The sequence below is a fragment of the Pseudomonas sp. S2_F07 genome, assembly GCF_054668325.1.
In genome coordinates this window covers 1,302,507-1,327,371 of the sequence record NZ_CP162758.1, presented here as the reverse complement: position 1 = coordinate 1,327,371, position 24,865 = coordinate 1,302,507, and the positions used below count along the sequence as shown (strand labels likewise).

28 protein-coding genes and 1 pseudogene are annotated in these 24,865 nt (G+C 57.5%); 25 read left to right on the top strand and 4 right to left on the bottom strand.

Annotation, left to right across the window (positions count from 1 at the left end; genetic code table 11):
* Positions 1–701 precede the first annotated feature (701 nt).
* The 23 genes and pseudogenes from AB4O40_RS05830 to AB4O40_RS05720 form a co-directional block, all read left to right on the top strand.
* Positions 702–860: a hypothetical protein gene (locus AB4O40_RS05830; RefSeq protein WP_409078666.1), complete on the top strand. Its 159-nt coding sequence runs from the start codon at positions 702–704 to the stop codon at positions 858–860.
* 176 nt (positions 861–1,036) lie between these two features.
* On the top strand, positions 1,037–1,753 hold the full coding sequence (locus AB4O40_RS05825) for a hypothetical protein (protein WP_460055530.1): 717 nt from the start codon (positions 1,037–1,039) through the stop codon (positions 1,751–1,753).
* An 11-nt stretch (positions 1,754–1,764) separates the two neighbouring features.
* A complete protein-coding gene (locus AB4O40_RS05820; protein ID WP_223507821.1) occupies positions 1,765–2,712 on the top strand; it encodes a major capsid protein in 948 nt (315 codons plus the stop codon).
* 49 nt (positions 2,713–2,761) lie between these two features.
* Positions 2,762–3,328, top strand: coding sequence for a hypothetical protein (locus AB4O40_RS05815; protein WP_460055533.1), 567 nt, complete (start codon positions 2,762–2,764; stop codon positions 3,326–3,328).
* A gap of 62 nt (positions 3,329–3,390) precedes the next feature.
* Positions 3,391–3,894, top strand: a complete 504-nt coding sequence (locus AB4O40_RS05810) for a DnaT-like ssDNA-binding protein (RefSeq protein ID WP_460055536.1) — start codon at positions 3,391–3,393, stop codon at positions 3,892–3,894.
* A gap of 36 nt (positions 3,895–3,930) precedes the next feature.
* Complete coding sequence (locus tag AB4O40_RS05805; protein WP_409078671.1) at positions 3,931–4,131, top strand: hypothetical protein; 201 nt, start codon at positions 3,931–3,933, stop codon at positions 4,129–4,131.
* 51 nt (positions 4,132–4,182) lie between these two features.
* Entirely contained in the window at positions 4,183–4,551 is a 369-nt protein-coding gene (locus tag AB4O40_RS05800; RefSeq protein WP_460055539.1) for a hypothetical protein, read from the top strand.
* Positions 4,548–5,144, top strand: coding sequence for a hypothetical protein (locus AB4O40_RS05795; RefSeq protein WP_460055542.1), 597 nt, complete (start codon positions 4,548–4,550; stop codon positions 5,142–5,144). The genes AB4O40_RS05800 and AB4O40_RS05795 overlap by 4 nt, the downstream gene beginning before the upstream one ends.
* Positions 5,141–5,557, top strand: a complete 417-nt coding sequence (locus AB4O40_RS05790) for a phage tail terminator-like protein (protein ID WP_460055545.1) — start codon at positions 5,141–5,143, stop codon at positions 5,555–5,557. Before AB4O40_RS05795 ends, AB4O40_RS05790 begins: the two co-directional genes overlap by 4 nt.
* A gap of 71 nt (positions 5,558–5,628) precedes the next feature.
* The gene (locus AB4O40_RS05785) at positions 5,629–6,276 is read left to right on the top strand and encodes a phage tail protein (RefSeq protein WP_460055547.1); all 648 of its coding nucleotides are present in this window, start codon (positions 5,629–5,631) and stop codon (positions 6,274–6,276) included.
* A gap of 9 nt (positions 6,277–6,285) precedes the next feature.
* The gene (locus AB4O40_RS05780; protein WP_460055550.1) at positions 6,286–6,669 is read left to right on the top strand and encodes a phage tail assembly chaperone; all 384 of its coding nucleotides are present in this window, start codon (positions 6,286–6,288) and stop codon (positions 6,667–6,669) included.
* A gap of 53 nt (positions 6,670–6,722) precedes the next feature.
* On the top strand, positions 6,723–6,989 hold the full coding sequence (locus tag AB4O40_RS05775) for a DUF1799 domain-containing protein (RefSeq protein WP_460055553.1): 267 nt from the start codon (positions 6,723–6,725) through the stop codon (positions 6,987–6,989).
* A gap of 27 nt (positions 6,990–7,016) precedes the next feature.
* The gene (locus AB4O40_RS05770; protein WP_460055556.1) at positions 7,017–10,016 is read left to right on the top strand and encodes a phage tail tape measure protein; all 3,000 of its coding nucleotides are present in this window, start codon (positions 7,017–7,019) and stop codon (positions 10,014–10,016) included.
* Positions 10,016–10,354, top strand: coding sequence for a phage tail protein (locus AB4O40_RS05765; protein WP_460055559.1), 339 nt, complete (start codon positions 10,016–10,018; stop codon positions 10,352–10,354). Before AB4O40_RS05770 ends, AB4O40_RS05765 begins: the two co-directional genes overlap by 1 nt.
* A gap of 9 nt (positions 10,355–10,363) precedes the next feature.
* Positions 10,364–11,113 carry a phage minor tail protein L gene (locus AB4O40_RS05760; protein ID WP_460055562.1) on the top strand — a complete coding sequence of 250 codons (750 nt, stop codon included), beginning with the start codon at positions 10,364–10,366 and terminating at the stop codon, positions 11,111–11,113.
* 2 nt (positions 11,114–11,115) lie between these two features.
* Positions 11,116–11,871 (top strand): C40 family peptidase, encoded by a 756-nt coding sequence (locus AB4O40_RS05755; protein WP_460055565.1) that lies wholly within the window; start codon positions 11,116–11,118, stop codon positions 11,869–11,871.
* A 33-nt stretch (positions 11,872–11,904) separates the two neighbouring features.
* Entirely contained in the window at positions 11,905–12,261 is a 357-nt protein-coding gene (locus AB4O40_RS05750; RefSeq protein ID WP_460055568.1) for a hypothetical protein, read from the top strand.
* A 57-nt stretch (positions 12,262–12,318) separates the two neighbouring features.
* Entirely contained in the window at positions 12,319–12,933 is a 615-nt protein-coding gene (locus AB4O40_RS05745; RefSeq protein WP_460055571.1) for a tail assembly protein, read from the top strand.
* A gap of 57 nt (positions 12,934–12,990) precedes the next feature.
* Positions 12,991–16,539, top strand: a complete 3,549-nt coding sequence (locus AB4O40_RS05740; protein ID WP_460055574.1) for a TipJ family phage tail tip protein — start codon at positions 12,991–12,993, stop codon at positions 16,537–16,539.
* Between the two features lie 1,212 nt (positions 16,540–17,751).
* Positions 17,752–18,933 carry a hypothetical protein gene (locus AB4O40_RS05735; protein ID WP_460055580.1) on the top strand — a complete coding sequence of 394 codons (1,182 nt, stop codon included), beginning with the start codon at positions 17,752–17,754 and terminating at the stop codon, positions 18,931–18,933.
* The gene (locus tag AB4O40_RS05730; RefSeq protein ID WP_460055583.1) at positions 18,933–19,271 is read left to right on the top strand and encodes a hypothetical protein; all 339 of its coding nucleotides are present in this window, start codon (positions 18,933–18,935) and stop codon (positions 19,269–19,271) included. The genes AB4O40_RS05735 and AB4O40_RS05730 overlap by 1 nt, the downstream gene beginning before the upstream one ends.
* Positions 19,268–19,543, top strand: a complete 276-nt coding sequence (locus tag AB4O40_RS05725) for a tail fiber assembly protein (RefSeq protein WP_460055586.1) — start codon at positions 19,268–19,270, stop codon at positions 19,541–19,543. Before AB4O40_RS05730 ends, AB4O40_RS05725 begins: the two co-directional genes overlap by 4 nt.
* Before the next feature lie 57 nt (positions 19,544–19,600).
* A pseudogene (locus AB4O40_RS05720) lies at positions 19,601–19,708 on the top strand (cell wall hydrolase); the annotation flags it as partial.
* 98 nt (positions 19,709–19,806) lie between these two features.
* Here AB4O40_RS05720 and AB4O40_RS05715 read toward each other — a convergent pair.
* A complete protein-coding gene (locus AB4O40_RS05715) occupies positions 19,807–20,907 on the bottom strand; it encodes an acyltransferase family protein (protein ID WP_460055589.1) in 1,101 nt (366 codons plus the stop codon).
* A gap of 201 nt (positions 20,908–21,108) precedes the next feature.
* Between AB4O40_RS05715 and AB4O40_RS05710 the strand changes: the two genes are divergently transcribed.
* Positions 21,109–21,534, top strand: coding sequence for a cell wall hydrolase (locus tag AB4O40_RS05710; RefSeq protein ID WP_460055592.1), 426 nt, complete (start codon positions 21,109–21,111; stop codon positions 21,532–21,534).
* The gene (locus tag AB4O40_RS05705) at positions 21,531–22,046 is read left to right on the top strand and encodes a lysis protein (RefSeq protein WP_460055595.1); all 516 of its coding nucleotides are present in this window, start codon (positions 21,531–21,533) and stop codon (positions 22,044–22,046) included. Before AB4O40_RS05710 ends, AB4O40_RS05705 begins: the two co-directional genes overlap by 4 nt.
* Here AB4O40_RS05705 and AB4O40_RS05700 read toward each other — a convergent pair.
* From AB4O40_RS05700 to AB4O40_RS05690, 3 genes are all read right to left on the bottom strand, one after another.
* The gene (locus AB4O40_RS05700; protein WP_460055598.1) at positions 22,022–22,411 is read right to left on the bottom strand and encodes a hypothetical protein; all 390 of its coding nucleotides are present in this window, start codon (positions 22,409–22,411) and stop codon (positions 22,022–22,024) included. The genes AB4O40_RS05705 and AB4O40_RS05700 overlap by 25 nt on opposite strands.
* Before the next feature lie 917 nt (positions 22,412–23,328).
* Positions 23,329–24,111 carry a hypothetical protein gene (locus tag AB4O40_RS05695; RefSeq protein WP_460055601.1) on the bottom strand — a complete coding sequence of 261 codons (783 nt, stop codon included), beginning with the start codon at positions 24,109–24,111 and terminating at the stop codon, positions 23,329–23,331.
* A gap of 300 nt (positions 24,112–24,411) precedes the next feature.
* The gene (locus AB4O40_RS05690) at positions 24,412–24,711 is read right to left on the bottom strand and encodes a hypothetical protein (protein WP_460055604.1); all 300 of its coding nucleotides are present in this window, start codon (positions 24,709–24,711) and stop codon (positions 24,412–24,414) included.
* Positions 24,712–24,865 lie beyond the last annotated feature (154 nt).

Below are 24,865 nucleotides of genomic sequence, written 5' to 3'. Positions count from 1 at the left end.
ACGGGAAAGGGTACTGTTGGTCTAGCTCTGATTGTATGCGTCAAGCGCATCTGATAGCTTCTTGATATCAATTAGGGAGCTCTGCCATGAAATGGCCTCTTATCGCCGCGTCACTTCTGATCGTTACTGCTGCCGCTGGCGCCAATGCTCAGGGCTACATTTACGGGCAGCCAAACACGAACTACAACAGCATCGGTAATACGGTGTACGGATCTGATGGCAGCTCCTATAACCAAATAGGGAACACTACCTACGGTTCAAACGGCTCGACGTCCACGCGCATCGGGAACAGCACCTACGACTCCAGTGGTGCGACGAGTACGCAGATTGGCAATACGATGTACAACTCAGACGGCTCTAGTGCTACCCGGATCGGAAATACGGTTTACGGTTCTGACGGGCACTCTTGCAGTCAGGTGGGTAATTCGACTTTCTGTAATTAGATTCATCGGAACACAATTCCGCGACTTCGCGATGCTCTAATTCCAAGCCCTGGCATCCGCTGGGTTTCTTATACCCGCGCTTTACACCGGCCTCGTTCAGCGACGGGGCTTTTTTGTATCTGCAGGCAGGGCCTGCATCCTCGTCTCTGGGAGACAACGCCAAGCTATTCCGTGAACGCGTCGTTGTTTCGTGATCGTTGACTGAGGGAGGGGATCTGCATATACAGTCCGTTCTTTCATTTTTTTTTTCGGTAAGTCATGAGCGAAGAACGAGATATTCCCGAGCCTGAGCACGACCACCTGCTCGATCATGAATTCCATGATGACGAGTCATGGGTTGAAGAAGACGCTCAGGCAATTGTTGACGAAGATGATGATGACGTTGATTTTCTTGATCAGATAGATCAAGACGACTGACACGGAAAAATGTAACACCCAAAAGGCCCGCCCATTCGCACGGACCTACATGCTTTGAATCAAGCCCTGGCAGCCGCCGGGGTTTTTTATGCCAACGATTTACACAGGCCTCGTCAATGACGGGGCTTTTTCATATCTGCGGGCAGGGCCTGCAAATAGTCTCTGGGAGACAACCAATGCTGAAGTTCCAACTGGACAGCCTGGACGGTGTCGATGAATCCGTGCGCGCTCTTTACACCGAGAAGGACGGCAAGTTCGTACTCGGCATTGAAGGTCTGCCACAACCCGAAGACGTTTCAGGCCTGAAGTCGAAAGTTCAGGAGTTGCTGGACGAGAAGAAGGCTGCCGACAAGGCGCGCAAGGATGCTGAAGAGCAAGCTCGCCTTGATCGCGAAGAAGCGGCCCGCAAATCGGGCAACGTCGAAGAACTCGAACGTTCCTGGTCCGAGAAGTACAACCGCCGCGAAGCTGAACTGAACGGTTCGCTGGAGCAGGAACGCGCAACGCTGAGTGGGCAGATCCGGGATCTGACTGTCGGCCGTACCGCTACTGATATCGCGTCTGCCCTAGCGATCCCGGGTAGCGCAGAAGCTCTTCTGCCCCACATTGAACGCCGCCTGAGTGTCGAGCAGCGTGACGGGAAGCCTGTGGTTGTCGTGCTCGATAAGCAAGGCAAGCTCTCGGCATCTTCGCTGGACGAGCTGAAAGCAGAATTTGCAAACAATACCGCCTTCGCGCCGTTGATCGCGGGTAGCAAGGCATCTGGCGGCGGGGCCGGAGGTGCTGGAAATGGCGGTGGGGCCGCTCTGAAACGCTCTGAAATGACGTCTGTGGCCAAGCGTGAGTTCATCACCGCTAACGGCCAGGACGCGTACCTGAAATTGCCTAAATAATGGAGTAACCCATGGCGACTACCGTCACCTCGGACATGATCGTTTACAACGACCTTGCCCAAACCGCTTATCTGGAGCGCATCCAGGATGTCATCGATGTTTTCAATGCCTCTTCCAATGGTGCGCTGATTCTCGATAACGAACTGATCGAAGGCGACCTGCGCAAGCGTTCGTTCTACAAACTCGGCGGTTCTATCGCTCACCGTGATGTGAACTCCGTCGCTGCCGTTGCCGGCCAGAAGATCGGCTCCGGCGAGATGGTCGGCGTAAAAGTACCTTTCAAGTACGGTCCGTACGAAACCACTGAAGAGGCCTTCAAACGCCGCGCTCGGTCGCCTGAAGAGTTCTCCGAATTGGTGGGGCAGGACTACGCCGATGCTGTGCTTGAGGGCTACATCCAGTACGCCATGGCAGCGTTGAAGGCGGCCATCGGCGCCAACGCAAATATGGTGGCTACGGCTAGCTTTGCCACCGACGGCAAGAAAGCGCTGACCAAGGGCATGCGCAAGTTTGGTGACCGCTTCGGCCGCATCGCATTGTGGACCATGGATTCGGCGACCTACTTCGATATGGTCGATCAGGCCATCACCGAGAAGGTCTACGAAGAAGCTGGCGTGGTCATCTACGGTGGCCAGCCGGGCACCATGGGCAAGCCTGTCCTGGTGTCGGACACCATCCCTGCGGAAACCATCTTCGGCCTGCAGGCAGGTGCGATCAAAATCACTGAGTCCCAGGCTCCAGGCTTCCGTTCGTACAACATCGACAACCAGGAAAACTTGGCGATGGGCTTCCGCGCCGAAGGTACTTTCAACCTGGACCTGTTGGGGTACAGCTGGAAGGACTCCACCGGTGGTGTTAACCCGAACCTGGCTGCAATCGGTGCAGGTGCCAACTGGACCAAATACGCGACCAGCGACAAAGTTACTGCCGGCGTCCTGATCGACCTGTCCGCGCCTTAATCGGCTTACTCGCAGCGGGCGGCCTTCAATGGTCGCCCTGGAGGTATTCATGGAACTCATCTATTCCGCTCAGAAGTCGGATTTTGATCCGCAAAAGCGCTACCGGAACCCTGAGCACTTCGAACGGCCAGAAGCCGGCGTGACAAGCGTGTTGGTGGTTGGCGACTGGCCGAACGTTGTTGATGCCTACGAGAATGTCGGCGTCGATGTGGAGGTGAAGAACGTTGCGCGGGTGCTGATTATTGGTGCTGGTGATACCAAGGCTGAACTCGAAGAGCTGATCGGCAAGCTGCGTATCGAAAGCGATATGGTCCGCGCTGTCATTGATGGGCTTGACGCTGGCGAGATTGAAAAGCCGGAAGCCGGCGAGCTCGCAATCCGTCTGTTTCAGGCGCTCGACGGCATCCGCCTTCAGATGGTCGATTTGGCCGGTCAGCGCGATGATCTCGCAATGGAAAATGAGACGCTACGCAATGAACTCGCCGAGTTGAAGGCGGCGGAAGACGTTGACGTCGAAGCCCTGAAGGCCAAGCTCGACGCTGCTGGTGTGAACTACCGGGCCAACGCCTCGAAAGAATCCTTGGAAAAGCTCGTCGCTGATCTGCCCAAGGCGTGATACTGCAGGCTGTCGGTAACCCGGCGGCCAATCGTTCAAAACTCAATCCAGCGAGTTGATCCATGACACTCATCATCGAGGACGGCACCGGCAAGCCAGACGCCGAAAGCTACGCGAGCGCCGAGGACCTGGTCATGTACGCCGGAAAGTTCGGCGTGACCATCCCGGCGGAAGTTCCTGCGCAAGAAGCGCTACTTCGTCGGGCTGCCTTGGCGATGGATGGAAAGACCTGGAAGGGGCGCAAGACGGGCAGCGATCAGGCTCTGGCTTGGCCGCGCCGGGGTGTTGAACTGGACTACCAGATCAAACCCGATAACTACCTGCCGGCGCGGATCCAGTACGGGCAGATGGCCTTGGCTGCCGAAATCCATCAGGACGATATTGATCCGATCGAGAAGCGCAAAGGCGCGGTGACGTTGGAGCGTGTCGAAGGGGCGGTGACTCGCGAGTACGCAACGATTCCGAACACAAGCGGCCGACTGCTACCGGCGGCGCCGGACCGGCCGAGCGCCACGCAGTTTGCTGATTACCTGCAGCGGCGCGGGTTGTTTGCTGTCCGTGCTTAGAGTACGTTTCGAACTTCAATAGAATGGAGTTCTAAAATGGCAGATTTTCCGCCAAAACTTGAAGCATGGATGCGGTATAGCCAGGAAGCTTTAGGGGCAATTATTATCGCAAAAAGCGACTTGAACCCGGCAGCTGCAGCACTCGAAGCTGCTGATTATGCGGATCGGATGTTGGATATTTGGCTGCAGAAAGCTGGTTTTTTGAAGCGGCAAAAATCGGACCCTGATCGAGAGTAATCGAATGCATGCCCAGCCACTGCGCTGGGCTTTTCATATCTGGAGCCCACCATGGCCTTTTACGACGATATGGCCGTGATGGCTTTGGAGATGATCACGGAGTTCGGCCAGCCCGTGACCATCCGCGCAACAACTGTCGGCGAGTACAATCCGGAAACCGGTACCGCACCACCAGACACCATCACCGAGCAGACCGCCCAAGGCATCCTGCTCGACTTCACCGGCCAAGAATTTCAGAACAACAGCCTAATCAAGCAGGGCGACAAAAAACTCAAGATCGCAGCGCAAGGGCTGGCATGGGTACCTGATCTGCTGAACAAAGTCATCGTCCGGGGGCGCACCTGGTCAATTGTTCCTCCACTGAAAGAGATCAACCCGGCCGGCACGCCAATTCTGTATGAATTGCAGGTGCGGTCGTGAGCCGCGCCGGCGCCGGCCAGTCCGGCAGCTTTGCCCTGAGCCTTGCCGAGTTCGTGGTCCAAGCCGAGGAGGCCATCGATGCGAGCCTGCGCGAGATCATCATCGAGGTCGGCAGTAGCGTTATCCGCATGTCACCCGTGGGCAATCCCGAGATTTGGGCACAGAACACCGTAGCCCGTCAGTACAACAAGGCCGTAGACGATCACAACAGTGATCTGCGCAGCGATCCGGCCAACTTGACGAAAGCGGGCCGCCTCAAGCCAGGACGTAAGCTGAACGACGGCATGGATATCGTTGCGCCAGAAGGCTACGTCGGCGGACGGTTCCGGGCCAATTGGCACCTTTCGATTGATGTCGTCGAGAACGTCATCTTCGACGAGGTGGACCCGAGTGGAAGCGAAACCATCGCCGCGCTGGTCTCGGCAGTCAGCGACTTCAACGCCGGCCAGACTGCCTACCTCATAAACAACCTGCCGTACGCGATCCCTCTCGAGTTCGGGCATTCGACCCAGGCACCCGGCGGTATGGTCCGCATTACCGTGGCCCGCTTCCAGCAGATCGTGCAGGAGGCCATCAGGAACAACCAGGTATGAGCCACAAAATCATCGCGTCGATCTTCGAAACTAAGCTGATCAACTGGGCGAAAGCCTTGCCGGTACCGCTGAAAGTCGTAGTCGAGAACGAGACCTACACGCCCGTCGACGGCACCACCTACCTGAAGGCGTTTACGCTGCCCGCCGACACCGCAAGCAACACGCTCGGCGGCGACCACAAGCTGTATACCGGCGTGTTTCAGGTCAGCATCGTGACGCCATCCGGCAAGTACCGCGGCGCGGCAGGCGCACTGGCCGACCAGATCGCCGCGTTGTTCCCGTTGTACGAGCGAAACACGAAAGGCGCGCTTACGGTGGTGACCATGAGCCCGGTAGACCCCGGCCCCGGCATTCCGGACGACACCACCTACACGGTGCCGGTCTCGTTTCTGTACCGAGCCGACACCAACTAAATCCGCCCGTTGGGCACCCCCGAAACCCGCCATTGAGTGGGTTTTGTCATATCTGCAAAGAGGAAAAACCAATGGGCTACAAACTCCCCAACGGCGCGACTATCCAGCACGGTGCCACCTACGCCGCCGAGCTGCCATTCACTGCGATGTCCAATGCCACAGAAGCAGTTGCCACGGTGGTAGGCAGCACATTGGCAGCAGGTGACATCGTCTTGGTCACTGCTGGCTGGAGCCGCCTGAACAACCGTGTAGTGCGAGTAAAAATGGCCACTGCAACGTCGACCACTCTCGAAGGCATCGATACGTCCGACATCCAGGTCTATCCGGCTGGCGGTGGTGTTGGCACCCTGAAGAAGGTCCTCACCTGGGTGCAAATCCCGCAAGTGACTGACGTCGCGTTCTCTGGTGGAGAGCAAAACTACCTGGACGTGGTTTTCCTCGAAGACGACCAAGGCAAGCAAATCCCGACAGATAAATCTGCTGCGAGCATGGCGCTGACCATTGCCGATGATCCGGCACAGGCTTTCAACGCTGTGCTGCTCGCAGCAGATGCGGGTAAGAAGATCCAGGCTGCACGGATGAACCTTCCTGGTACCGATACCGTTCTCTACGGCGCGTACACCTCGTTCTCGAAGCAGCCGGCGGTGTCGCGTAACAACCTGCTCACCCGCACCGTCAACTTGGCGCTGCAGGCTGAACCTACCCGCTACCTGTCGTAAGGAATTCTCATGGCAAAGTTTTCCATCGCACCGAAGCCGACGTTCACTGTCGACGTAGCTATCCCGCAGGTCGGCGGCAAGGCGGCCGTGGTGCCGTTCACGTTCAAATACCGTGATCGCACTGCGCTGGCTGAACTGTTCGACGCTTGGAAGGAAAGGGCAGAAGCCATCGGCGAGCGCTTCAAGGGCACTGAGCCGACGTTGTCTGAGGTCACCGCCGCAGAAGTCGAGCAGGGCGTTGAGCAGATCAAGGACCTGGTTGTTTCTTGGGGCTTCACCGACAAGCTCAGCGACGAATCCATCACCGCATTGGTGAAGAGCTGCATCGGTGTCTCGGATGCCGTGGTGAAGGCCTATAGCGAAGCGTTCGGTAAGGCCCGCCTGGGAAACTGACCGACGTCGCACGCGCGCTGTACGAGCAGACCACTGATTCCGATGTCCTTTCGGTGTTTGGGCTTTCTCCTTCAGATATCGATGACTCCATTGAAGTCTGGCCGGACAACTGGCCGTCTTTCCTCGTCATGGATTCGATGGGCACCCAGTGGCGTACCGGCGCGTGCGGCGCAACCGGTCTCGATTACGGCGTTCTGCCCAATGTGATGAAGCTCGTCGGCATCTCGGTGAAGGATCGCCCCGGTGTGTTTCAGGACATCCGCGTTATGGAGTCGGAAGCCATCGCGATTATGGCTGAAGCCCGCGACAACAGCCCGTGAGAGCGGGCGATTATTCAAGGTGAGTCGATGAACATTGCAGAACTCGGCATCAAGGTCGATTCGGCTGATGCCGCCAACGCTGCGACCGATCTCGACAAGCTGACGAAGGCCGGTGATCGCGCTGAGCAGTCCGCCGTCGGCCTGATGAAAGAGATGGAGGCGCTGGAGAAGTCGCTTTCGAAAGGCGCGACCTCCACGCAGGAACTGGCCAAACAACGTGACAGCCTGGCGAAGCTGACCCAAACCGGTGCCTATGGTGAAGCTGAATTCACCAAGATCACCGCCCAGCTGGATAAGCAGCAGGTGGCATTGGCGAAGTCGACGCTGGATGAACAGAAGGCCCTCAACAGCCTGCTGGGTGCGATCGACCCCGCCCGGGCGGCCATGGCCAAGCTGGACACCCAGGTTGAGCAACTTGGGAAACACCTCGACGCCGGTCGCATCAGCCAGGACCAGTACAACTCGGCCCTGAGCAAGATCGATAAGGATTACGCCAAGCTCGAAAAGACCACCACCGGTTTCGACAAACTTCGCCTCGGTACTCGTCAGGCGCAAGAGAACGTCGTGCAGTTGGGGAATGCCCTGTCCTCGGGGGACTGGGGTAGCGGTGTTCGTGCGGTCGCTCAGTTGGGTGCGGGGGCGGGAGAGGGGGCTGCGGGGCTGCTCGCAATCCTTGCACCGCTCGCGCTGGCCACGGCGGCAGTGGGCGGGCTCGCATACGCCTATTACAAGGGCAGCGAAGAGCAGAGCAGCTACAACAAGTCGCTGATCCTGACCGGCAACTACGCCGGTGTAAGTGCTGGGCAACTGGGGGAGATGGCGCGGCAAGTGGGCGCCACTGTCGGCACAACCGGGCTGGCTGCTGAGGTTCTTGCCCTCCTGGCCGGCAACGGCAAGATCGCGGGCGAGAGTTTCACCGGCATCACCCAGGCTGCCGTGTCGATGCAGGAAGCGACCGGAAAGGCAGTGAGCGAAACCGTCGCTGAGTTCTCGAAGCTGGCAGATGATCCGGTCAAGGCTTCCGCTGCACTGAACGAGCAGTACCACTACCTGACTGCATCGGTTTACTCGCAGATCGCTGCCCTTGAAGAGCAGGGCGATCATGCAGGCGCCGTGAAGCTTGCCACCGAGCAATATGCGGATGCGATCAATGAGCGCACACCGAAGATTCTCGAAAATCTGAACTTCTGGGAGAAGGGCTACAACGCTGTCGCACGCGCCGCGGACAATCTGAAGAACATCGGCCGGCCAGATATTGGTGCAGACATCGAGCAGGCGCGCCGCAATTTGGCGGCGGCCCAAGCTGGCAACATCGGCTTGTTCCAGAACAAGCAGGAGATGATCGACCTCTATACCAATCAGCTCAACATGCTGGAGGACCAGAGGGACGCCGAGGCTGATATCGCTAAATGGCAAGGTGAGCAGGCGAAAGCCCAAGGCGCTGCGGTTATTGCGATGGGTAAAGTCGACGCTCTCACCAAGTCGTCATTGACCAACGAGCAAAAGCGCGCCGAGGCTCTGAAGGAATACAAGCAGCAGCTCGACGATATCCGCAAGGTGGCACCGAACGACCCGCGCCTGAACCAAGCGGCCATCGACAAAAACCTGGCGAACATCAACGACAAGTTCAAGGATCCAAAGGTCGCAGCAGGCAGTGTCGACACCACTGGCTTCAACAGTGCGAAGAATGCCTTGGCCGAAACGCTGGCCTACTACAAAAACGCCGACAAGGAGCTGGAAGCCTCCCAGCGTGCCGGCGTGATCAGCCAGGCCAGCTACACCGAGCAGCGGGTCAGCCTGTTGAAGCAGCAGGCCGACGAAGTTGCCCAAAGCTATCAGGCGGAGATTGATGCGCTTGAAGCTGCTAAGGCCAAGAAGGGTACAACCGCTGCGCAGGTCATCCAAATTGATCAAAAGATCTCGGATGCCCGATCGGGCATGGTCAAGGCCCAGCAGGACAGCGACAGCGAACTGGCGGTCATCGCTACCAACGAAGAAGGGCGACTGCGTAAGCAGACTCTGGCCGTCAACACGTACACCCGCGCCTTGCAGCAGCAGGTCGACACGCTTCGGCAGCAGGGATTGCGGGCGGCATCTGGTCTTGGTCAGGGTGACCGGCAGCGCTCATTGACGGATCAGCAAAACGGAATCGACGACCGCTTCAACCAGCAGCGCCTAGAGTTGGCCAACCAGTACGGCGACGGCTCGCGCGGCATGAACCTGGACGAGTACAACGCCAAACTAAAGGCGTTGAAAGCGACTCAGCAGGATCTGCACGACACAGTGCAGGCCAATTACGACGACATGACCGCCGCCCAGGGCGACTGGAGCGCTGGCGCATCGTCGGCATGGCAGAACTATCTGGAGTCGGCGCGTGACGTTGCCGGGCAGACCAAAAGCCTGTTCACCAATGCCTTCAGCTCGATGGAAGACGCCATCGTCAACTTCGCCATGACCGGCAAGTTGTCGTTTGCTGATTTCACCAAGTCGATTCTGGCGGACATGGCGCGCATCGCTACACGGCAAGCCAGTTCGGCATTGCTCAGCAGTCTGGTTGGTGCCGCGACCAACTATTTTGTTGGCAGTGGCACTTCGAGCCCGCCTACCTCAGCGGGGTCTACTCAAGCGGGCTACGACAATGTCGACTTCTCCGGGTACCGAGCAGCAGGTGGGCCTGTCTCCCCCAACTCTCTGTACGAAGTCAACGAGCTGGGGCCTGAGCTGTACAACGAGGGCGGCCGGTCCTTCCTCATGACTGGGGCGAATGGCGGTAGTGTCACGCCGCTGACTTCAGGCGGCGGGCCAGCGCTGGCCGCGATATCTGGAGGTAGTGGTGGCAACACGTACAACTTCCCTGTGGCGGTTTCAGTGCAGACCACTGGGGAGAATGGTGCGATACCGCAAGAAGCCTCAAATCAGCTCGGAAAAAGCATCCAGCAGGCGGCCAAAACCGAAGCGGAAACGGCAATTGCCCGAGCGCTTCAGCCGGGCGGATCAATCTGGCGCTTGACAAATGGGAGGGGCTGATGGCCATCGAGAAATTCACCTGGCCAACCGAACGTGGTGACTCACCTGAGATTTCTTACAGGGTGCGTACCGCGCAGTTTGGAGGCGGCTATAAGCAGCAGGTCGGCGACGGCCCCAACAACAAAGAGGATTCCTACCCGATCACCTTCACCGGCCTGAAAGTAAAGGTGCTGGAGATCATGGATTTCTTCGATCGCCACGCGGGAGCCAAGGCGTTTCTGTGGACGACACCACTCGGCCAACTAGGCCTGTTCACCTGCAAAAATCCCGTGCCCACCCCGGTGGGCGGTGGTGTTTTCAAGCTCACGGCTACGTTCGAGCGAGCCTTCCAACCATAAGGGGCGATCATGCCGCTGATCAGTGATATCCAGGTGCTCGAGCCTGGCAGTGAAGTGTTGCTCTTCGAATTGGACGGCAGCGACTACGGCGCAGACGTTCTGCGCTTTCACGGGCATTCGATCCCGCACACGCCGGCCGAACTGATCGCCGCCGGCGCTAATGCCGACCAGCTGCCGGCCAAGGCTATCTGGTGGCAGGGCAATGAGTACGGTGCCTGGCCGATGCAAATTGACGGTATCGAGTCGAATGGCGACGGCACAGCCGTGCGGCCCACGCTGTCCGTCGGCAACGTCAGCGGTCGCATCACTGCGCTCTGCCTGGCGTTCGCCGATCTGCTCGAGTTCAAGCTGACGATGCGCCACACGCTGGGCACGTACCTGGATGCCGTGAACTTCCCGGCCGGCAACCCGACGGCAGATCCAACCCAAGAGACGATCGAGGTCTGGTACATCGACCAGAAGACCAACGAGGACGGCGAGACGGTCAGTTGGGAGTTGGCCAGCCCGGGCGATGTCGGTGGCGAGTCCGTTGGCCGGCAGGCGACAACGTTGTGCCACTGGTGCCTTACTGGCGGCTACCGGGGACCGAACTGCGGTTACACCGGTGGCTACATCACGAAGGATGGCGTGCCAACCGATAACCCGGAACTCGATGCCTGTGATGCAACGCTGGGCCGGGGCTGCATTCCGCGCTTCGGTGAGGGCAACCCGCTGCCATTTGGTGGGTTCCCCGCCGTTTCCTTGATCGCCCGGAGCTGACCATGCGCAAGTACATTTTGAACGCGATCCAGGCTCACGCAGCTGCCGAGTACCCGAAAGAGTGCTGCGGGTTGCTGCTGGCTATCGGACGCAAACAGCAGTACTACCCGTGCCGGAACGTCGCCACCGAGCCGAATGAGGAATTTCGGATCGATCCGGAGGAATACGCCGCGGCCGAGGATATCGGCGAGGTGATCGGCGTGGTTCATTCACATCCGGACGCGACGAGTCGGCCATCGCCGCGCGACCTGGCTATGTGCGAGGCGACGGCGCTGCCGTGGCACATCCTGAGCTGGCCCGAGGGCGACCTGCGCACAGTCATGCCGAGCGGCGAGGTGCCGTTATTGAAGCGGCCATTCGTGCACGGTGCCTGGGACTGCTGGCAGGTCTGCGCCGACTGGTACAAGCGGGAGTGGGGGCTGGAGTTCGAAGCCTTCAAGCGTGCCGATGGCTGGTGGGAAAGCAAAGAAAACACCAGCCTGTACGAAGCGAACTACGAGGTCGCTGGCTTCTACAGGGTCGACCAGCCACAGCGCGGCGACATGATCGTTATGGAGGTGGGGCGGACTGTTTTCCCGAACCATGCTGGGATTTTCCTCGGCAGCGATCCAGCACTATCCGGCGAGGATGCGGCGACCTTCGGCCCTGGCCCTTTCCTGTTGCACCACCTGTACGGCAGGCCATCGGAGGTCATTGTGTTCGGCGGGCCCTGGCTCGACCGGACACGCCTTGTGCTGCGTCACCGTGATGCTCAGTGATATCGTGTAGCATTTCCCACAGGAGTGACCTGCATGAAATTGATCGTAGGGGCGTTGGCTATAGCGTTGTTGGCGGGATGTTCTACTGCTAGCGATATCCGGAAAAACGCACCACTATTGACGCTTTCCTCTGAGAAAAAAGCGAAAAATGTAGCTGAGTGTATTCGTGACGGATGGCAATCCACATCGTTAATAGGTGGGAGCGTCGGCGGGGGTTTACAGTCCTCCGGTGAGCGATATTCAGTGATTGCGCCGGATCCTGAATCCCCTTGGCATGTTGTTGATATCACCCCCACTCCAAGCGGCTCAACTGTTGCCTACCATTTCTTTCGTACATGGCAGGACCCTTCTACGAAGGTGACAAGCGTTGTTGAGAGCTGCGCACGATAGAGAGTGTGCCTTTTGCTAAACCGCCTTTTGGCGGTTTTTTATTGTCCGGAGAAAAGTATGGCGACAACGGTAGCGCATTACTCACCACGCACTCGGGTTCAGTTGACCAGGCAGCTTGCCAATAAATTTGGCGAAGTTCATCACTTGCTCTTGGATTCCGGGCAAGGGTTGGAGGTTTTCAAAGCGCTCAATGCGACGATCCCAGGCTTTCAGGAGGAGATTAAACGACTCGATCGGCTCGGGATGTGTTTTGCAATTTACAGAAATGGGAAAAATGCAGGGCTATCTGACCTGAATCTATCTGGAACGCGGGTTCTAAAAATCGTCCCGGTAATCTCTGGTAGCAAGCGCGCAGGCGTTCTTCAAACAGTTGTGGGGGCGGTGTTAATTGCTGCCGCATATTTCAACCCATTCGGTGCTTTCACTGGGTCAGCAGTGTCTGCTCTCTACGCCGCAGGTATTGCATCAACCGCTGGCGGCGTGATTCAGATGCTCAGTCCACAGCAGGGTGGTCTCTCGTACAGCTCATCCCCCGAAAATGCGCCGTCCTATGCCTTCGGTAGCGCCAAGAACACCACGGCCAGCGGCAACCCGGTGCCGATCTGCATCGGCGAGCGCCGGTGGGGCGGCATGATCATTTCCGCCTCAATCAACGCCGAAGACAAAACGTAATCAGCACGCAGCACACAGGCCGCCCAAGAGGCGGTTTTTTTATGCCTGGAGGAACGCATGGGCGCAGCAGCACAGATCGAGATCCATGGTGAGAAAGGTGGCAGCAGCAAGCCGAAGTCGCCGACCGAAGCCAGCGACAGCCTGCGCTCCACCAACCTGGCCAAACTGTTGATCGCCGTGGGCGAGGGCGAGTTCGACGGTACTCCGACCGATTACGATATCTACCTGGACAACACGCCGATCCGTGATGCCAGTGGCAATTACAACTTCCCCAACGTGAAATGGGACTGGCGTCCGGGCTCGGTGGATCAGACCTACATCCCGGGCATTCCGTCCGTGGAGAGCGAAACCTCGCTGAACATCGAACTGCGCAGCGATGCGCCGTGGGTGCGTTCGATTACCAATATCCAATTGTCGGCAGTGCGCCTGCGTTTTGCATGGCCAGCCCTGCAGCGGCAGGATGACCAGGGCAACGTTGGCGGCTATCGCATTGAGTACGCCATCGACGTGGCCACCGATGGCGGCGCCTATCAGCAGGTGCTGGTCGATGCCGTCGACGGCAAGACCACCACCCGCTACGAGCGCTCGCGCCGGGTCGATCTTCCGGACGCCACCACCGGCTGGCAGATCCGCGTCCGTCGCCTGACGCCGAACCAGAACACCAACAAGATCGCCGACACCATGTTGGTCGCCGGTTACACCGAGGTGATCGACGCCAAGCTGCGCTACCCGAACACCGCGTTGCTCTATATCGAGTTCGACGCCGAGCAGTTCACCAACATCCCGGCCGTGACCGTGAAGTGCAAGGCGCGGCGTTGGATGGTGCCGAGCAACTACGACCCGGTGGCCCGCACCTACGCCGGCACCTGGGATGGCAGCATGAAGTCGGCCTGGACCAACAACCCGGCGTGGATCACCTACGGGGTATGCACCGAGGACCGCTTCGGCCTGGGCAAGCGCATCAAGCCGTGGATGGTCGACAAGTGGGAGCTGTACCGGATTTCTCAGTACTGCGACCAGATGGTGCCGAATGGCCTGGCCGGTACCGAGCCGCGCTTTCTGTGCGACATGAACTTGCAGGGCAAAGCCGATGCCTGGTCTCTGCTGCGCGACATCGCCGGTATCTACCGAGGCATGACCTACTGGGCCCAGGGTCAGTTGGTGATGCAGGCTGATATGCCGCGCGCCCAGGACTTCGACTACGTCTTCACCCGGGCCAACGTCATCGATGGCAAGTTCTCCTATGGCAGCGCCTCGGCGAAGACCCGCTACACTCGGGCGCTGGTCAGCTACGACAACCCAGCGAACAACTACGACACCGATGTCATCCCGTTCGCTGATCTGGATCTGCAACGGCGTTATGGTGACCGGCCGACCGAACTGAGCGCCATCGGGTGCACCCGAGCTTCCGAGGCCCAGCGCCGTGGCAAGTGGGCGATCCTCAGCAACAACCAGGACCGCACCGTGTCGTTCAAGACCGGCATGGAAGGTGTGATCCCGTTGCCGGGCCATATCATCCCGGTGGCGGACTCGCTGCTGGCGGGGCGTGAGGTGGGCGGGCGCATCTCGGCGGTCGCCGGTCGCGCGGTGACCCTCGATCGTGACACCCAGGCCAAGGCCGGTGATCGCCTGATCATCAACTTGCCCGGTGGGCGTGCCGAAGGTCGTACCGTGCAGAGCGTGAGCGGTCGCGCGGTGACCGTTACCACCAGCTACAGCGAACCACCGTTGCCGCAACTGCAATGGGCGCTGGATGCCGATGACCTGGCGATTCCGCTCTATCGCGTCCTGCGGACCAAGCGCACGGCCGAGGGCGACTACGAAATCAGCGCGCTGCAGTACGAGCCGAGCAAGTTCGCCTTCATCGACACCGGCGCCCGCCTAGAAGAACGGCCGATCAGCGTCATTCCAATTACCGTCGTCCCAGCGCCGGCCAGCGTCACCCTGTCGGCAAGTTCAGTCGTATCCCAAGGCATCGCCGTAGCCACTATGACGATCACCTGGCCGGCGGTGCCCGGCGCGGTCGGCTATGACGTGGAGTGGCGCAAGGACAGCGGCAACTGGATCAAAGTGCAACGCACCGGGCTGACTAGCGTCGACGTTACCGGTATCTATGCTGGTGCCTATGTGGCCCGCGTTCGTGCCGTGAGCGCCTTCGACATCTCGTCGATCTGGCGTAACTCGATCCTCACCGACCTCAAAGGGAAAAGTGGTTCGCCGCCGGCGGTGTCATCTCTGACCGCAACAGCGCTGCTGTTTGGCATTCGCCTAAAGTGGGGTTTCCCGGCTGGCGCCGAAGACACCCAGCGCACGGAGCTCTGGTATGGACCAACGACCAATCGGGCCGCGGCGACCAAACTCACCGACCTGTCCTATCCGCAGAGCGATTTTTCGTTGCTGGGCCTGGCTGCTGGCGTGACCCTCTACTTCTGGGCGCGCCTGGTGGATCGGATCGGTAACGTCGGTCCTTGGTATCCAGTGGGCATTGGCGTGCAAGGGCAATCGAGCTCTGAGGCTGATCCTATCCTCGACATGCTCGAGGGCAAGATCTCCGAGACCGAGCTCAACGACTTCCTGCAACAGGAAATCGAGAAGATCCCCGGACTTCAAGACCAGATCGACGCTCTGGACGAGACCTACGACCCAGCCAAAACCTACGCCAAGTTCGCCATCGTCCGACAGGGAGATTTCCTCTACCAGGCGATGGTGGCCGTGCCGATCAATTCCGCGCCGCCCAATGCCACCTACTGGCAAAACGTCGGCCAAGTGTCCGAGACGGTAGACGGCCTGGCGCTGCAAGTGAGCACCAACACGAATGACATCACTGACCTCGATGGGCAGATCAAGGCGCAGGCCACATCCTTCAACGCACTGCAGGCCTCGGTCAGGGATGACAGCGGGAAGGGCGAACTGGCGGATGCAATCAAGGGTTGGACCAATACGGCGGCCATCGCTGAGGAGTCGAAGGTCAGCGCGACCAACGACGAGGTAATTGCCCGGCGACTGACAACCCTAGACGTCAAGATCGACGAGAAGCAGGGGAACATCACCACGCTGGAGGAGGTGGTGGCGAACAACAACTTGGTGACGACCACCAAGATTGACCAGATGAGCGTGCAGATCGGCAGCAACGCCGCTGCCATTCAGCAGACTACCGAGGCCTACGCCGATACCAGCGGCAAGCTGACGACCATGTGGTCGGTGAAAATGCAGGTCACGGGCGATGGCCAGTACATTGCCGCCGGCATCGGCCTAGGAATCGAAAACACCGGCGCAGGTCTGCAGAGTCAGTTCCTGATCGCGGCGGATCGCTTCGCCCTGGTCAACACGATTGCTGGCGGCGAGATCCAGGTGCCGTTTGCGGTGCAAAACGGACAGGTGTTTATCCGGGCGGCGTTCATCCAGGACGGCACCATCACCAACGGCAAGATTGGTGGATCGCTCTCGTCGACTGACTACATCGCAGGTACGCAGGGATGGATCTTGCCTAAAACTGGCCCGTGGGAGCTGAACGGGACTGCGGGTGGCGCACGGATGCAACTCACCAACACGTCCATCAAGTTCTACCACCCAAATGGTGTGCTGGGGATCGATATGAGTCTTTGAGGCGAGGCCATGACGGGATTAACAATCAAGGATGCGTTAGGCCGGGTAATGGTCGATATGACCATGAACATCAGTCAAACCCAAGGTTCAGTCGATACGGGGGCTGTGAATGGGGGCGCAACCATCCCGGCCCCCCCAGCTGGTAAGACTCAGTACTTCATCGTCGTCCCGTTAGTTGAGATGGGGAACACCGGTAAGTTGCCGGGGGTCACCTTGACGGGCAGCACGTTGTCTTGGGTGTATGTCTATCCGACAAACAACTGGGGGTTCTACTCGGCCAACGCACGAATCTATTACGGGTACTACTGATGACTGGCCTAGTCGTTAAGAAGGCGGACGGTAGTCTGTTGTTCGACACCAGCAAGATTACATATGGACTGGTAAAAAGCGGTTACATGGAGTATCAGCAGGCCTGGACTCGCAAGACACTGAGGTCTGCTCAATTAGACCCGTCGGACGGATCTAACTGGACCACCTCAGTTATTCAGCAGTCACTGACTTTCGCAGACGGCCTGTGGGGGTTCACGGTAGATAACGCACAGTCACCAATTGTGTTTATCGTGGGATCTGGAACTTTGAATGGGTCCTCGAGGTCCGGAAACTCGATTACGTTTCGTTATTCCAATGCCACAACGGATACCAAGTTTTACTGCTTTGACTTGATGGCGAACAATCTTCCTGGATCGCCTTACCTGAAGACGTTTGATGAAACGGGCAAGATAACCTTCAACTCATTGCAGCCAGCCTTGAATATCGCCATTGCATATCAGGCGCCAGGACCGGGGGCGCTGGACGGTAATGGAAGATACTCTACCTGTTATACGGGTGGGGCCAACCGAGTTCGTCAGGCTCAGTCAGTAAGCGGTAGAATCGTCTATGTGGGTCAAGTTGACTCGTACATCGACATTCCGCTCACGGCTGGTGTGGAGTACGCCGCTTACTTGCCATGGTCTCGAGCGGCCGCAGTTGGTGACTTCCTATCTGGAGGGACCTCCAACTTCAAGGTGTATGCCTTGTTGGAGGGGGCCTATGGTAGGGTGGGGGGGCTCTCCTTCATGTTTGGGGCCTCCGCCGCAACTACTCAATCTACTCCGTCGAACCAGGGATGGAGCCTGCCCGTATCTTTCTACAACATGCCCGTTGACCGATTTCCAATAGCCCTAGTCATCACCACAGCAAATCTCCCATTCCCTTTCGGATAAGGAAGCCAATATGGCTTGGTATAAAACCGGGACAGTCACTGTCACGCTGAACTCGAGCGCGGTAGTTGGTACCGGCACTGCGTTCATCGCCAACGCCCGTGTGGGGGATGCCTTTATCGGCCCCGATGGACGTTGGTACGAAGTAACCAACATTGCCAGTGATACCGCACTGTCAATCTCCCCAACCTACAAAAGTACAACCGGATCTGGCGCTGCCTACTCCATCATGCCCGTGCAAGGCTATGAGAAAGGCCTGGCCGATACGGTGCGCGACATCCTCAACACCTGGGGTGCCAAGCTGGCGGCACTGGGCACGACTGGCAATTACGAGGTCTTGCCGCTCGCGAAGGGGGGCACTGGCGGTATTAACCTGTCCGAAGCACGTATCAACCTCCTACTGATCCCGCAGACTGGACAGGATGATAAGACGGCAGGCAGTCTATTGACGGTTGGCGCCTTTGGCAGGAACGGCACTTCCGGTGTGCCGATGGCTTCCAGCGTGAACGCTAACTCACTTACCACGCAGGGGCGATACACTTTCGCGTCCGGGGGCACCAATCTCCCTACCGCCTCCTCGTATCACATCGAGCACGACCCACACGCGGCAGCAGGCTACGCCGCTCAGTGGGCAGAGGGCCTATCCATTGACGTCCTGTACCACCGCCTTCAGGTGGCGGGTGTGTGGAGCGCCTGGCGGATCGTGGCCAGAGGGGGCGATAACTCCGACATCACATCCCTCTCAGGGCTGACCACCCCCCTCAGCATTGCCCAGGGCGGCACCGGGAATAACTCGGGTACTGCGGCCAAGCTCGCCGCCGCGGCGATCCTCGGAACCGCCTCTCAGAGTGGCGGTACTCCGACCGGCGCAATTATCGAGACGGCGACCAACGCGAACGGGACCTACACGAAGTTTGCGGACGGGACTTTGATTTGTCAGGGGCCGATGCCGGACTTTGCTGTCGCCGCCGGCGCGGTTGCCACAGTGTCATCGGCTGCAACGTTCCCCGCATTATTCATCAACACAAATTACTACGTCGACTTCAACGGTTCGCCCAACGCCAGTAACGATGTGAGCGGGTTCACCCGGGTGAACAGTAAAGCCGTGCACAGCGCCACGGGTATTTTTAGAAATGGTCCGGTGGCGCAATCCATTGCGAGCTGCCGGTATGTCGCAATAGGAAGGTGGTTTTGATGAAAATAAATCTTTCCCCCCAGAGTCGTGACGTCGGGTTGGAAGTGCTGCGGGCTGGCGATGTGCTGACAATCAATGGCGAAGCCTTCGATTTTTCGCCGGTTGGCAACGGCGATACGTTGCCCGCCGCCGCCATTGACTCGATGTGGTTCGCCGGGCCGGTTGAGAGACACGAAGGCGAACTGGAACTCACGCTGTTCCTACCGTTGCCCATGAACTTCAGTCCGGCTCAAGCCTTCCCGAAGCCTCTGCTCAACGTACCAGATGGTCAGATCCTGTTCCCTGCGCCACTGCCGCCTGTGATCACTGAAGCAGCCGTGGGCGAGGAGCTGGAATGAACATCGACTGGACGCAATTGATCACCCAGGCAATGAAGACGCAGGCCGAGGCCGAACAGCTTCTGGTTGCGGTGGTCGCAGAGAGTTCAAGGTACCGCGCCATTGCGGACGCGGCGATCGCGCCGCTGCAGGACGCCGTTGATATTGATGAAGCCACGGAATGCGAGGTGGCCCTACTGAAAGCCTGGAAGAAATACCGAGTCGCGCTGAGTCGCCTGCCAGACCAGCCAGGCTATCCAATCACCATCGATTGGCCAGCCATTCCCGTTTGATCGTCATTGAAGACCGACACCCGCCAGCGCGGGTATTTTTTTGCCCGGAGAAAAGTAATGACAGTAACCGAAAGAGACAGCGACATCCTCGCCCGCACATTGTGGGGCGAGGCCCGGGGTGAATCTCTGGTCGGCCAGATCGCCGTGGCTTGGACCATCTGTAACGGGTGAGCGACGGTAAGACCCGGGGTTCGCTCGCCAATACGTTGGTAAGGTATTTGTCGTGCAGAAAGAAGGCCCGCTGATTAGGCGGGCCTTCTTTATTACGCCAGAGCTTTGTGCTCTTTCTGTGGTTCCGGCTCTGTTGCCGGCAGCGCGTAACTGTCAGTGAAGTTTTTCTGTGGACGCTCGCGGCTACCACCTTCGGCCACCATCCGGATAACTTTCCGCGCCGGCTCCTCAATGCAGTGATACAGGAACATGGAGAAGGCCAAGATGATTGGAATCTCATACTTCAGATCCATCATGCCAAACAGCTTGCGCTCCACAAACAGCACCATGATGTGGCACATGTACAAACTGAAGCTGATTTTTCCCAGATAGACCGATACAGGGTTGGAGTAACCCCAAATCGGCCCAGCCCGGAACAGGCTCGCAATCATCACGATTACCAGGAACGGGAAGGCCAGATCGAAGTAATACTGAATGCTGGTCATCCAGAACATCAGCAAGATCAGCGGGGCAATCGCCATTGCAGTGATTCGCCAGAGTTTGGAGTCCGGCAGATCGTGGCACACCTGGTAGGCGCAGTACCCAGCAACAAAGTAGGTGATGCACTTGATGGTCCAGACGCCATTGGCCAGCATATTCGGCTGCAGGTAGGGCGCGTACAGCGCCAGACCAATCAGCAGTAGAGCGAAGGGAACCTTTCCCCACTTCCGCGTGAAATAGGCGACGAAAGGAAAGGTTAGGTATGCGGCCCACTCGCAGCTGATCGACCACGAAGGTTGATTAAACGTCAGGTCGGACGTTACTCCCCACGCATGAAAAAGGAACAGGTTCGCGTAAAACGTTAACGCAGTATCAACAGGCGACCATTCATACAGTTTATGCATTGGCAGGATGAATGCTGTGAGAACCAGCATAAAGAGGTGCACCGGGTAGATGCGCGCCAGCCTGGCCACCCAGAAGTTGATAGCTTCTTTTGGTCTCAGGCTGTTTCCAAAGTCTTTCCCGTGGACATAGGCCAGGATGAAGCCCGACAAAATGAAGAACACGTCGACCCCTAGGCCTCGGGTATGAAACAGAAAAGCGAAAGGGCCGTATGGGGTGGCAAGGTCGCCGTATCGGATGTGAAGAAGCAGGACTGACAAGGCAGCGAATCCCCGCAGTCCTGTCAGATTTTGTATGTGTGCGGCGCGCATTTCAGCACTCCATGCTAGGTATTACAGGTCTGGCCTGCCGGAAAGGCGGCGATTACATCACAGCCCGGATACAAAGGAAACGCAGGACTGTCGACGAATAGCCTCAATGCAGGCACTGCGCCACTTTCTTCGATGTAAGTTGTAAGATTTACGACACAAAGCCCGCCACTGAGCGGGTATTTTTTTGCCTGGAGAAAAGTGATGACCGTTTCCGAGAAAGACCGCGACATCCTCGCCCGCACGTTATGGGGCGAGGCCCGCGGCGAATCCCTGGCCGGCCAGATCGCCGTGGCCTGGACCATCCGCAACCGCGTGAACGACGGCAAGATCAAATCGTGGTGGGGGGAGGGCTATGCCGGCGTTTGCCAGAAGCCATACCAGTTCAGTTGCTGGAACAAGAGCGACCCCAACTTTGCCTACCTGAGTGGCGCCAAGAAGATTCCATTTCGTGAGCTCGCGCAGGCGCGGATTGCCGCTGACCAGGTGGTCGATGGAAAGGTGTCGGATCCTACCGGCGGTGCCACGCACTACTACGCGACCACCATGCCCAAGCCGCCGACTTGGGTGAAAGGCGCCAAGCAGACGCTGGCGCTCGGGCATCATGCCTTCTTCAAGGATGTGCCATGAACCCGGCTGCGCTGAAGTTGGCGCTAGTCGGAGTGCTGGCACTGGTTCTGGTCACGGCCGGTGGCGTGTGGAAGGTGCAGGACTGGCGCTATGGCGGGCAGCTCGCTCAGCAGGCGCTGCTGCATCAGTCCGACCTCACCGCAATCAGCAACGCGGCAGCAGCCCAGGTCCGCACCGATCAGGACAAGCGCCTCGAGCTCGAGCAGCGCCTGTCGGCCAGCGACCAATCCCACTATGAGGATTTGACCAATGCACAGAAAGACCAGGCGCGCCTGCGTGATCGCCTTGCTACTGCTGATCTGCGGCTGTCAGTCCTTCTCGACGCCACGGATTCAGCCAGTCGCTGTGCAGTGCCAGCCGGTACCGCCGCCGGCGGCGTGGTTCATGGAGGAACACGCGCCCGACTTGACCAAGCGCATGCTCAACGAATTGTCGCCATCACCGACGCCGGCGACCAAGGACTGATCGCGCTGGCAGCATGCCAAGCCTACGTGCGGGAGTTGTCACGCTGATGGGGGAACGGATCGGCGTACGGATTTTCCCCTTTGAGAATTCGTATCTGGGTGGTCAGTTCAGTGATGTGCTTATTGCTGGCCATCAGCTCCCAATTGGTTTTTGTCTCTAATTCGGCGGCTCGGCGGCTTACGTCGTCCAGGGTGGGCATGATTTTTTGCAATTCGGATCGCAGGCCGTCGCGCTCTTTGGCGACTTCTGCATGCATCTCGACCAGTTTGTAAATTTTCTCCCGGGCCTGGCGCAGTTGCAGGGTCAGTTCCTGGACTTCGTTTTCATAGATGCGCAACGAATGCCGGCAGGTTTCGAGCGGTGTCGGGCAGCCAAGCCAGTCGTCGGTGTCTTCGATTTCGAGGGGATCCACGGGAGCGCCTTTGCCAAATACTGTTTTTATATACAGTAATTGAGGTTTGGCAAGTTCGCGAGGAGAGGTCGACGAGTTGCAGGGGATCGCCAAAGGCGGCTGCCGACAGCGACGGGCAACTTCCGACCCGAAACGGTCAGTCGCAAGACAAGCGTCTGTCTTAACTCGGCTTTTTTTCGCGCTTCAGTCCCTCAATTGAAATGGCAAAGAAGCACAGGTACTGCCTGATACCAGCGTCTGTTCAGCAACCTCCGATCTTCGTTCGGGCAGTCTGGTCATACCCATGCATACAGACGTCATGCAGGCCGGAGGATGGTATCTCGTGCATGTTCAACGCAGGGGCGAGGAGCAGCCGATCCGGCGTTTCCTTGATTGGATTCAGTCGCAGTGACGGGGGACTGAACACCGCAGCCGTTTGAGGGGTGTTCCTGGCAAACGCACCCTCTCAATCTGTTTTGAGTTCGGCTGGCTGAATCAGACCATGCCGACAAACGACAGGATAAACAGGACGATCACGACGGCGCCAACGAGGTAAATAATATTGTTCATGACTTCACCGCTTCATTTGGATTGAGGGAAGAAACAGGGGGTGTCTAAACAGCTGACACCCTCGTTCGCGTTTACGTTCCGTTACCCTTGCAGCAGGAGCGATCCAGAGGCTATCGGCTAAAGCGCGTGGCCAGGCTGTGCGGGTAATCGGCCATGGCTTCGAGATCCTGGCTGATTGCCACGCCTGGCCTGTTCGGCACTGTGATCAAAGAGTTGAGCGATACGTGTGATCTGTTGATTGGGCTTTCTCACTGAGCATGCCCATATCTAGTCGCCCTTGGGGGTCGTGGTTGTCGCTAAAGGGGAGCGCCACCAACGGATCGTTTTCTGCCTATCACGAAGGGCAGAAGTCGACCCATTGCAGCCGGTCATGATGGGCTGTAATCGACCCATTTCTGCCGGTTTTCAAAGGACGTAACCACGTTGACACGCTTGGAGAATTCAACAAAAATTTTCCTAATGGTGTCAGTTTTGTACTCTGAGTGGTCTATTTCAGTATTTATATCGCAAACGAGGTGGGTGTCCGACGAAATGGCATTACTTCCGATTGGCTCGCTGATTGACGCTTCGAACTTTGGTAGTACTTCATTTAAAGTGTAATCGCTATAGCTGTATAAATTATATGTAAATGCTATGTTTTTATATGTGAAAAGCAGCCATTCCAAGTCATGTTTCTCAAGGACGCCGGCCATCATGAATAGATAGATAGTAATGTCTTGTCTAATATGCTGCACTGCGTGGTATAATACTATGGTGCCCAGTGAGTGGGCGCTTAGCACGACGTGATCGCCAGGCTTGTGTGCTGAGTTTATTCTTTTTGCTAATAGTTCTCCAGTTTCTATCGCTCGCTCGTTTGCATTACTCCATTCCTCATGCTTTTTAGTAACCTCATCCACGTCGAAGATTGCAACAATTGCGCTTATCATTGAGTCGAATTTATCGCCGATATTTCCTGAGTCCCAGTTGACTATGTTTGTTGGAAATGCCGGATTTTTTTCTTCTTGAAGTCTTTCGTGAAGTTGAATTATGTCTTTTGGGAGGAGTGAGTAGTTCCAGTACTTTCCGAGGTGCGGGCTATACAGAAAGAAACTTTCCCATCCGTTGTGATCTGAGTTGAATCCGTGTGTAAAGTAAGAAGCTAATTCGCTCATTGTCTTCCTTGTAAGCGTTAATTTATTTTATAGGTGCGAACGGGGCGGTCTTACGCATTTGTCGGCGATGCGATAGAAAACTTTAAGCGGCTCCGATCGGCTTTTCCCGATCGCGCGAAAAAACATATCTGCAGAAAGGTTAAGAATGCTCTCGGTGCAACTTTATTACACCTCTGGAGCGACCGCTGTTGGCCGGTTTCTGCCTGTCGTGACCAGCAGAAGTCGACCCATTGCGGTCAGTCGCTGAAGCAGGCAACCAAAAAAGCATTGCCCACCAATCCTCATCCAGGCTACGCGAAACTAAGCACCAGCCTTTCTTCTGTCGTCGAGATATTCGTGTCCGGACCACATCAAACGATAAAAAATTTTATCCGGCGAATCATAGTGGGCTGAGTATTTCTTCACGAACGCCGCATCCTCCAGGATCTCCAGCTGATATTCCAAGCTTTTTTGGAGATCGCCGACCCGCTCACAATCACCTGAGACACCATAGTCGTGCTCAAGCTGTTGCAGAATTTCACAATACGACGACCCTAGAGGGTCCTGGCCGGACTCAATGCACGACAAAACTCTAAATATCAGCGCGTTGTCACGTCTCATATGGCACCCCCACAGAAATTGATTGCTGTAGGTCATTCTATTCGTAAAACTGAACCAACCTCAGTTCCATAGACACATCTGAATGACCGTTTTGGCTGTCGTGACCGGCTTAAAACGACCCATAGTGGTCATTGCAGTCGCTAAGTCGCACGTT

Bases quoted from the DNA above. Each gene is read 5' to 3' on its own strand.
- AB4O40_RS05790 (WP_460055545.1), top strand. From the start codon at position 5,141: ATGAGCCACAAAATCATCGCGTCGATCTTCGAAACTAAGCTGATCAAC.
- AB4O40_RS05760 (WP_460055562.1), top strand. From the start codon at position 10,364: ATGCCGCTGATCAGTGATATCCAGGTGCTCGAGCCTGGCAGTGAAGTG.
- AB4O40_RS05805 (WP_409078671.1), top strand. From the start codon at position 3,931: ATGGCAGATTTTCCGCCAAAACTTGAAGCATGGATGCGGTATAGCCAG.
- AB4O40_RS05695 (WP_460055601.1), bottom strand. From the start codon at position 24,111: ATGAGCGAATTAGCTTCTTACTTTACACACGGATTCAACTCAGATCAC.
- AB4O40_RS05810 (WP_460055536.1), top strand. From the start codon at position 3,391: ATGACACTCATCATCGAGGACGGCACCGGCAAGCCAGACGCCGAAAGC.
- AB4O40_RS05785 (WP_460055547.1), top strand. From the start codon at position 5,629: ATGGGCTACAAACTCCCCAACGGCGCGACTATCCAGCACGGTGCCACC.
- AB4O40_RS05770 (WP_460055556.1), top strand. From the start codon at position 7,017: ATGAACATTGCAGAACTCGGCATCAAGGTCGATTCGGCTGATGCCGCC.
- AB4O40_RS05690 (WP_460055604.1), bottom strand. From the start codon at position 24,711: ATGAGACGTGACAACGCGCTGATATTTAGAGTTTTGTCGTGCATTGAG.
- AB4O40_RS05820 (WP_223507821.1), top strand. From the start codon at position 1,765: ATGGCGACTACCGTCACCTCGGACATGATCGTTTACAACGACCTTGCC.
- AB4O40_RS05725 (WP_460055586.1), top strand. From the start codon at position 19,268: ATGAACATCGACTGGACGCAATTGATCACCCAGGCAATGAAGACGCAG.
- AB4O40_RS05750 (WP_460055568.1), top strand. From the start codon at position 11,905: ATGAAATTGATCGTAGGGGCGTTGGCTATAGCGTTGTTGGCGGGATGT.
- AB4O40_RS05710 (WP_460055592.1), top strand. From the start codon at position 21,109: ATGACCGTTTCCGAGAAAGACCGCGACATCCTCGCCCGCACGTTATGG.
- AB4O40_RS05830 (WP_409078666.1), top strand. From the start codon at position 702: ATGAGCGAAGAACGAGATATTCCCGAGCCTGAGCACGACCACCTGCTC.
- AB4O40_RS05825 (WP_460055530.1), top strand. From the start codon at position 1,037: ATGCTGAAGTTCCAACTGGACAGCCTGGACGGTGTCGATGAATCCGTG.
- AB4O40_RS05715 (WP_460055589.1), bottom strand. From the start codon at position 20,907: ATGCGCGCCGCACACATACAAAATCTGACAGGACTGCGGGGATTCGCT.
- AB4O40_RS05705 (WP_460055595.1), top strand. From the start codon at position 21,531: ATGAACCCGGCTGCGCTGAAGTTGGCGCTAGTCGGAGTGCTGGCACTG.
- AB4O40_RS05740 (WP_460055574.1), top strand. From the start codon at position 12,991: ATGGGCGCAGCAGCACAGATCGAGATCCATGGTGAGAAAGGTGGCAGC.
- AB4O40_RS05815 (WP_460055533.1), top strand. From the start codon at position 2,762: ATGGAACTCATCTATTCCGCTCAGAAGTCGGATTTTGATCCGCAAAAG.
- AB4O40_RS05745 (WP_460055571.1), top strand. From the start codon at position 12,319: ATGGCGACAACGGTAGCGCATTACTCACCACGCACTCGGGTTCAGTTG.
- AB4O40_RS05735 (WP_460055580.1), top strand. From the start codon at position 17,752: ATGGCTTGGTATAAAACCGGGACAGTCACTGTCACGCTGAACTCGAGC.
- AB4O40_RS05765 (WP_460055559.1), top strand. From the start codon at position 10,016: ATGGCCATCGAGAAATTCACCTGGCCAACCGAACGTGGTGACTCACCT.
- AB4O40_RS05730 (WP_460055583.1), top strand. From the start codon at position 18,933: ATGAAAATAAATCTTTCCCCCCAGAGTCGTGACGTCGGGTTGGAAGTG.
- AB4O40_RS05755 (WP_460055565.1), top strand. From the start codon at position 11,116: ATGCGCAAGTACATTTTGAACGCGATCCAGGCTCACGCAGCTGCCGAG.
- AB4O40_RS05800 (WP_460055539.1), top strand. From the start codon at position 4,183: ATGGCCTTTTACGACGATATGGCCGTGATGGCTTTGGAGATGATCACG.
- AB4O40_RS05780 (WP_460055550.1), top strand. From the start codon at position 6,286: ATGGCAAAGTTTTCCATCGCACCGAAGCCGACGTTCACTGTCGACGTA.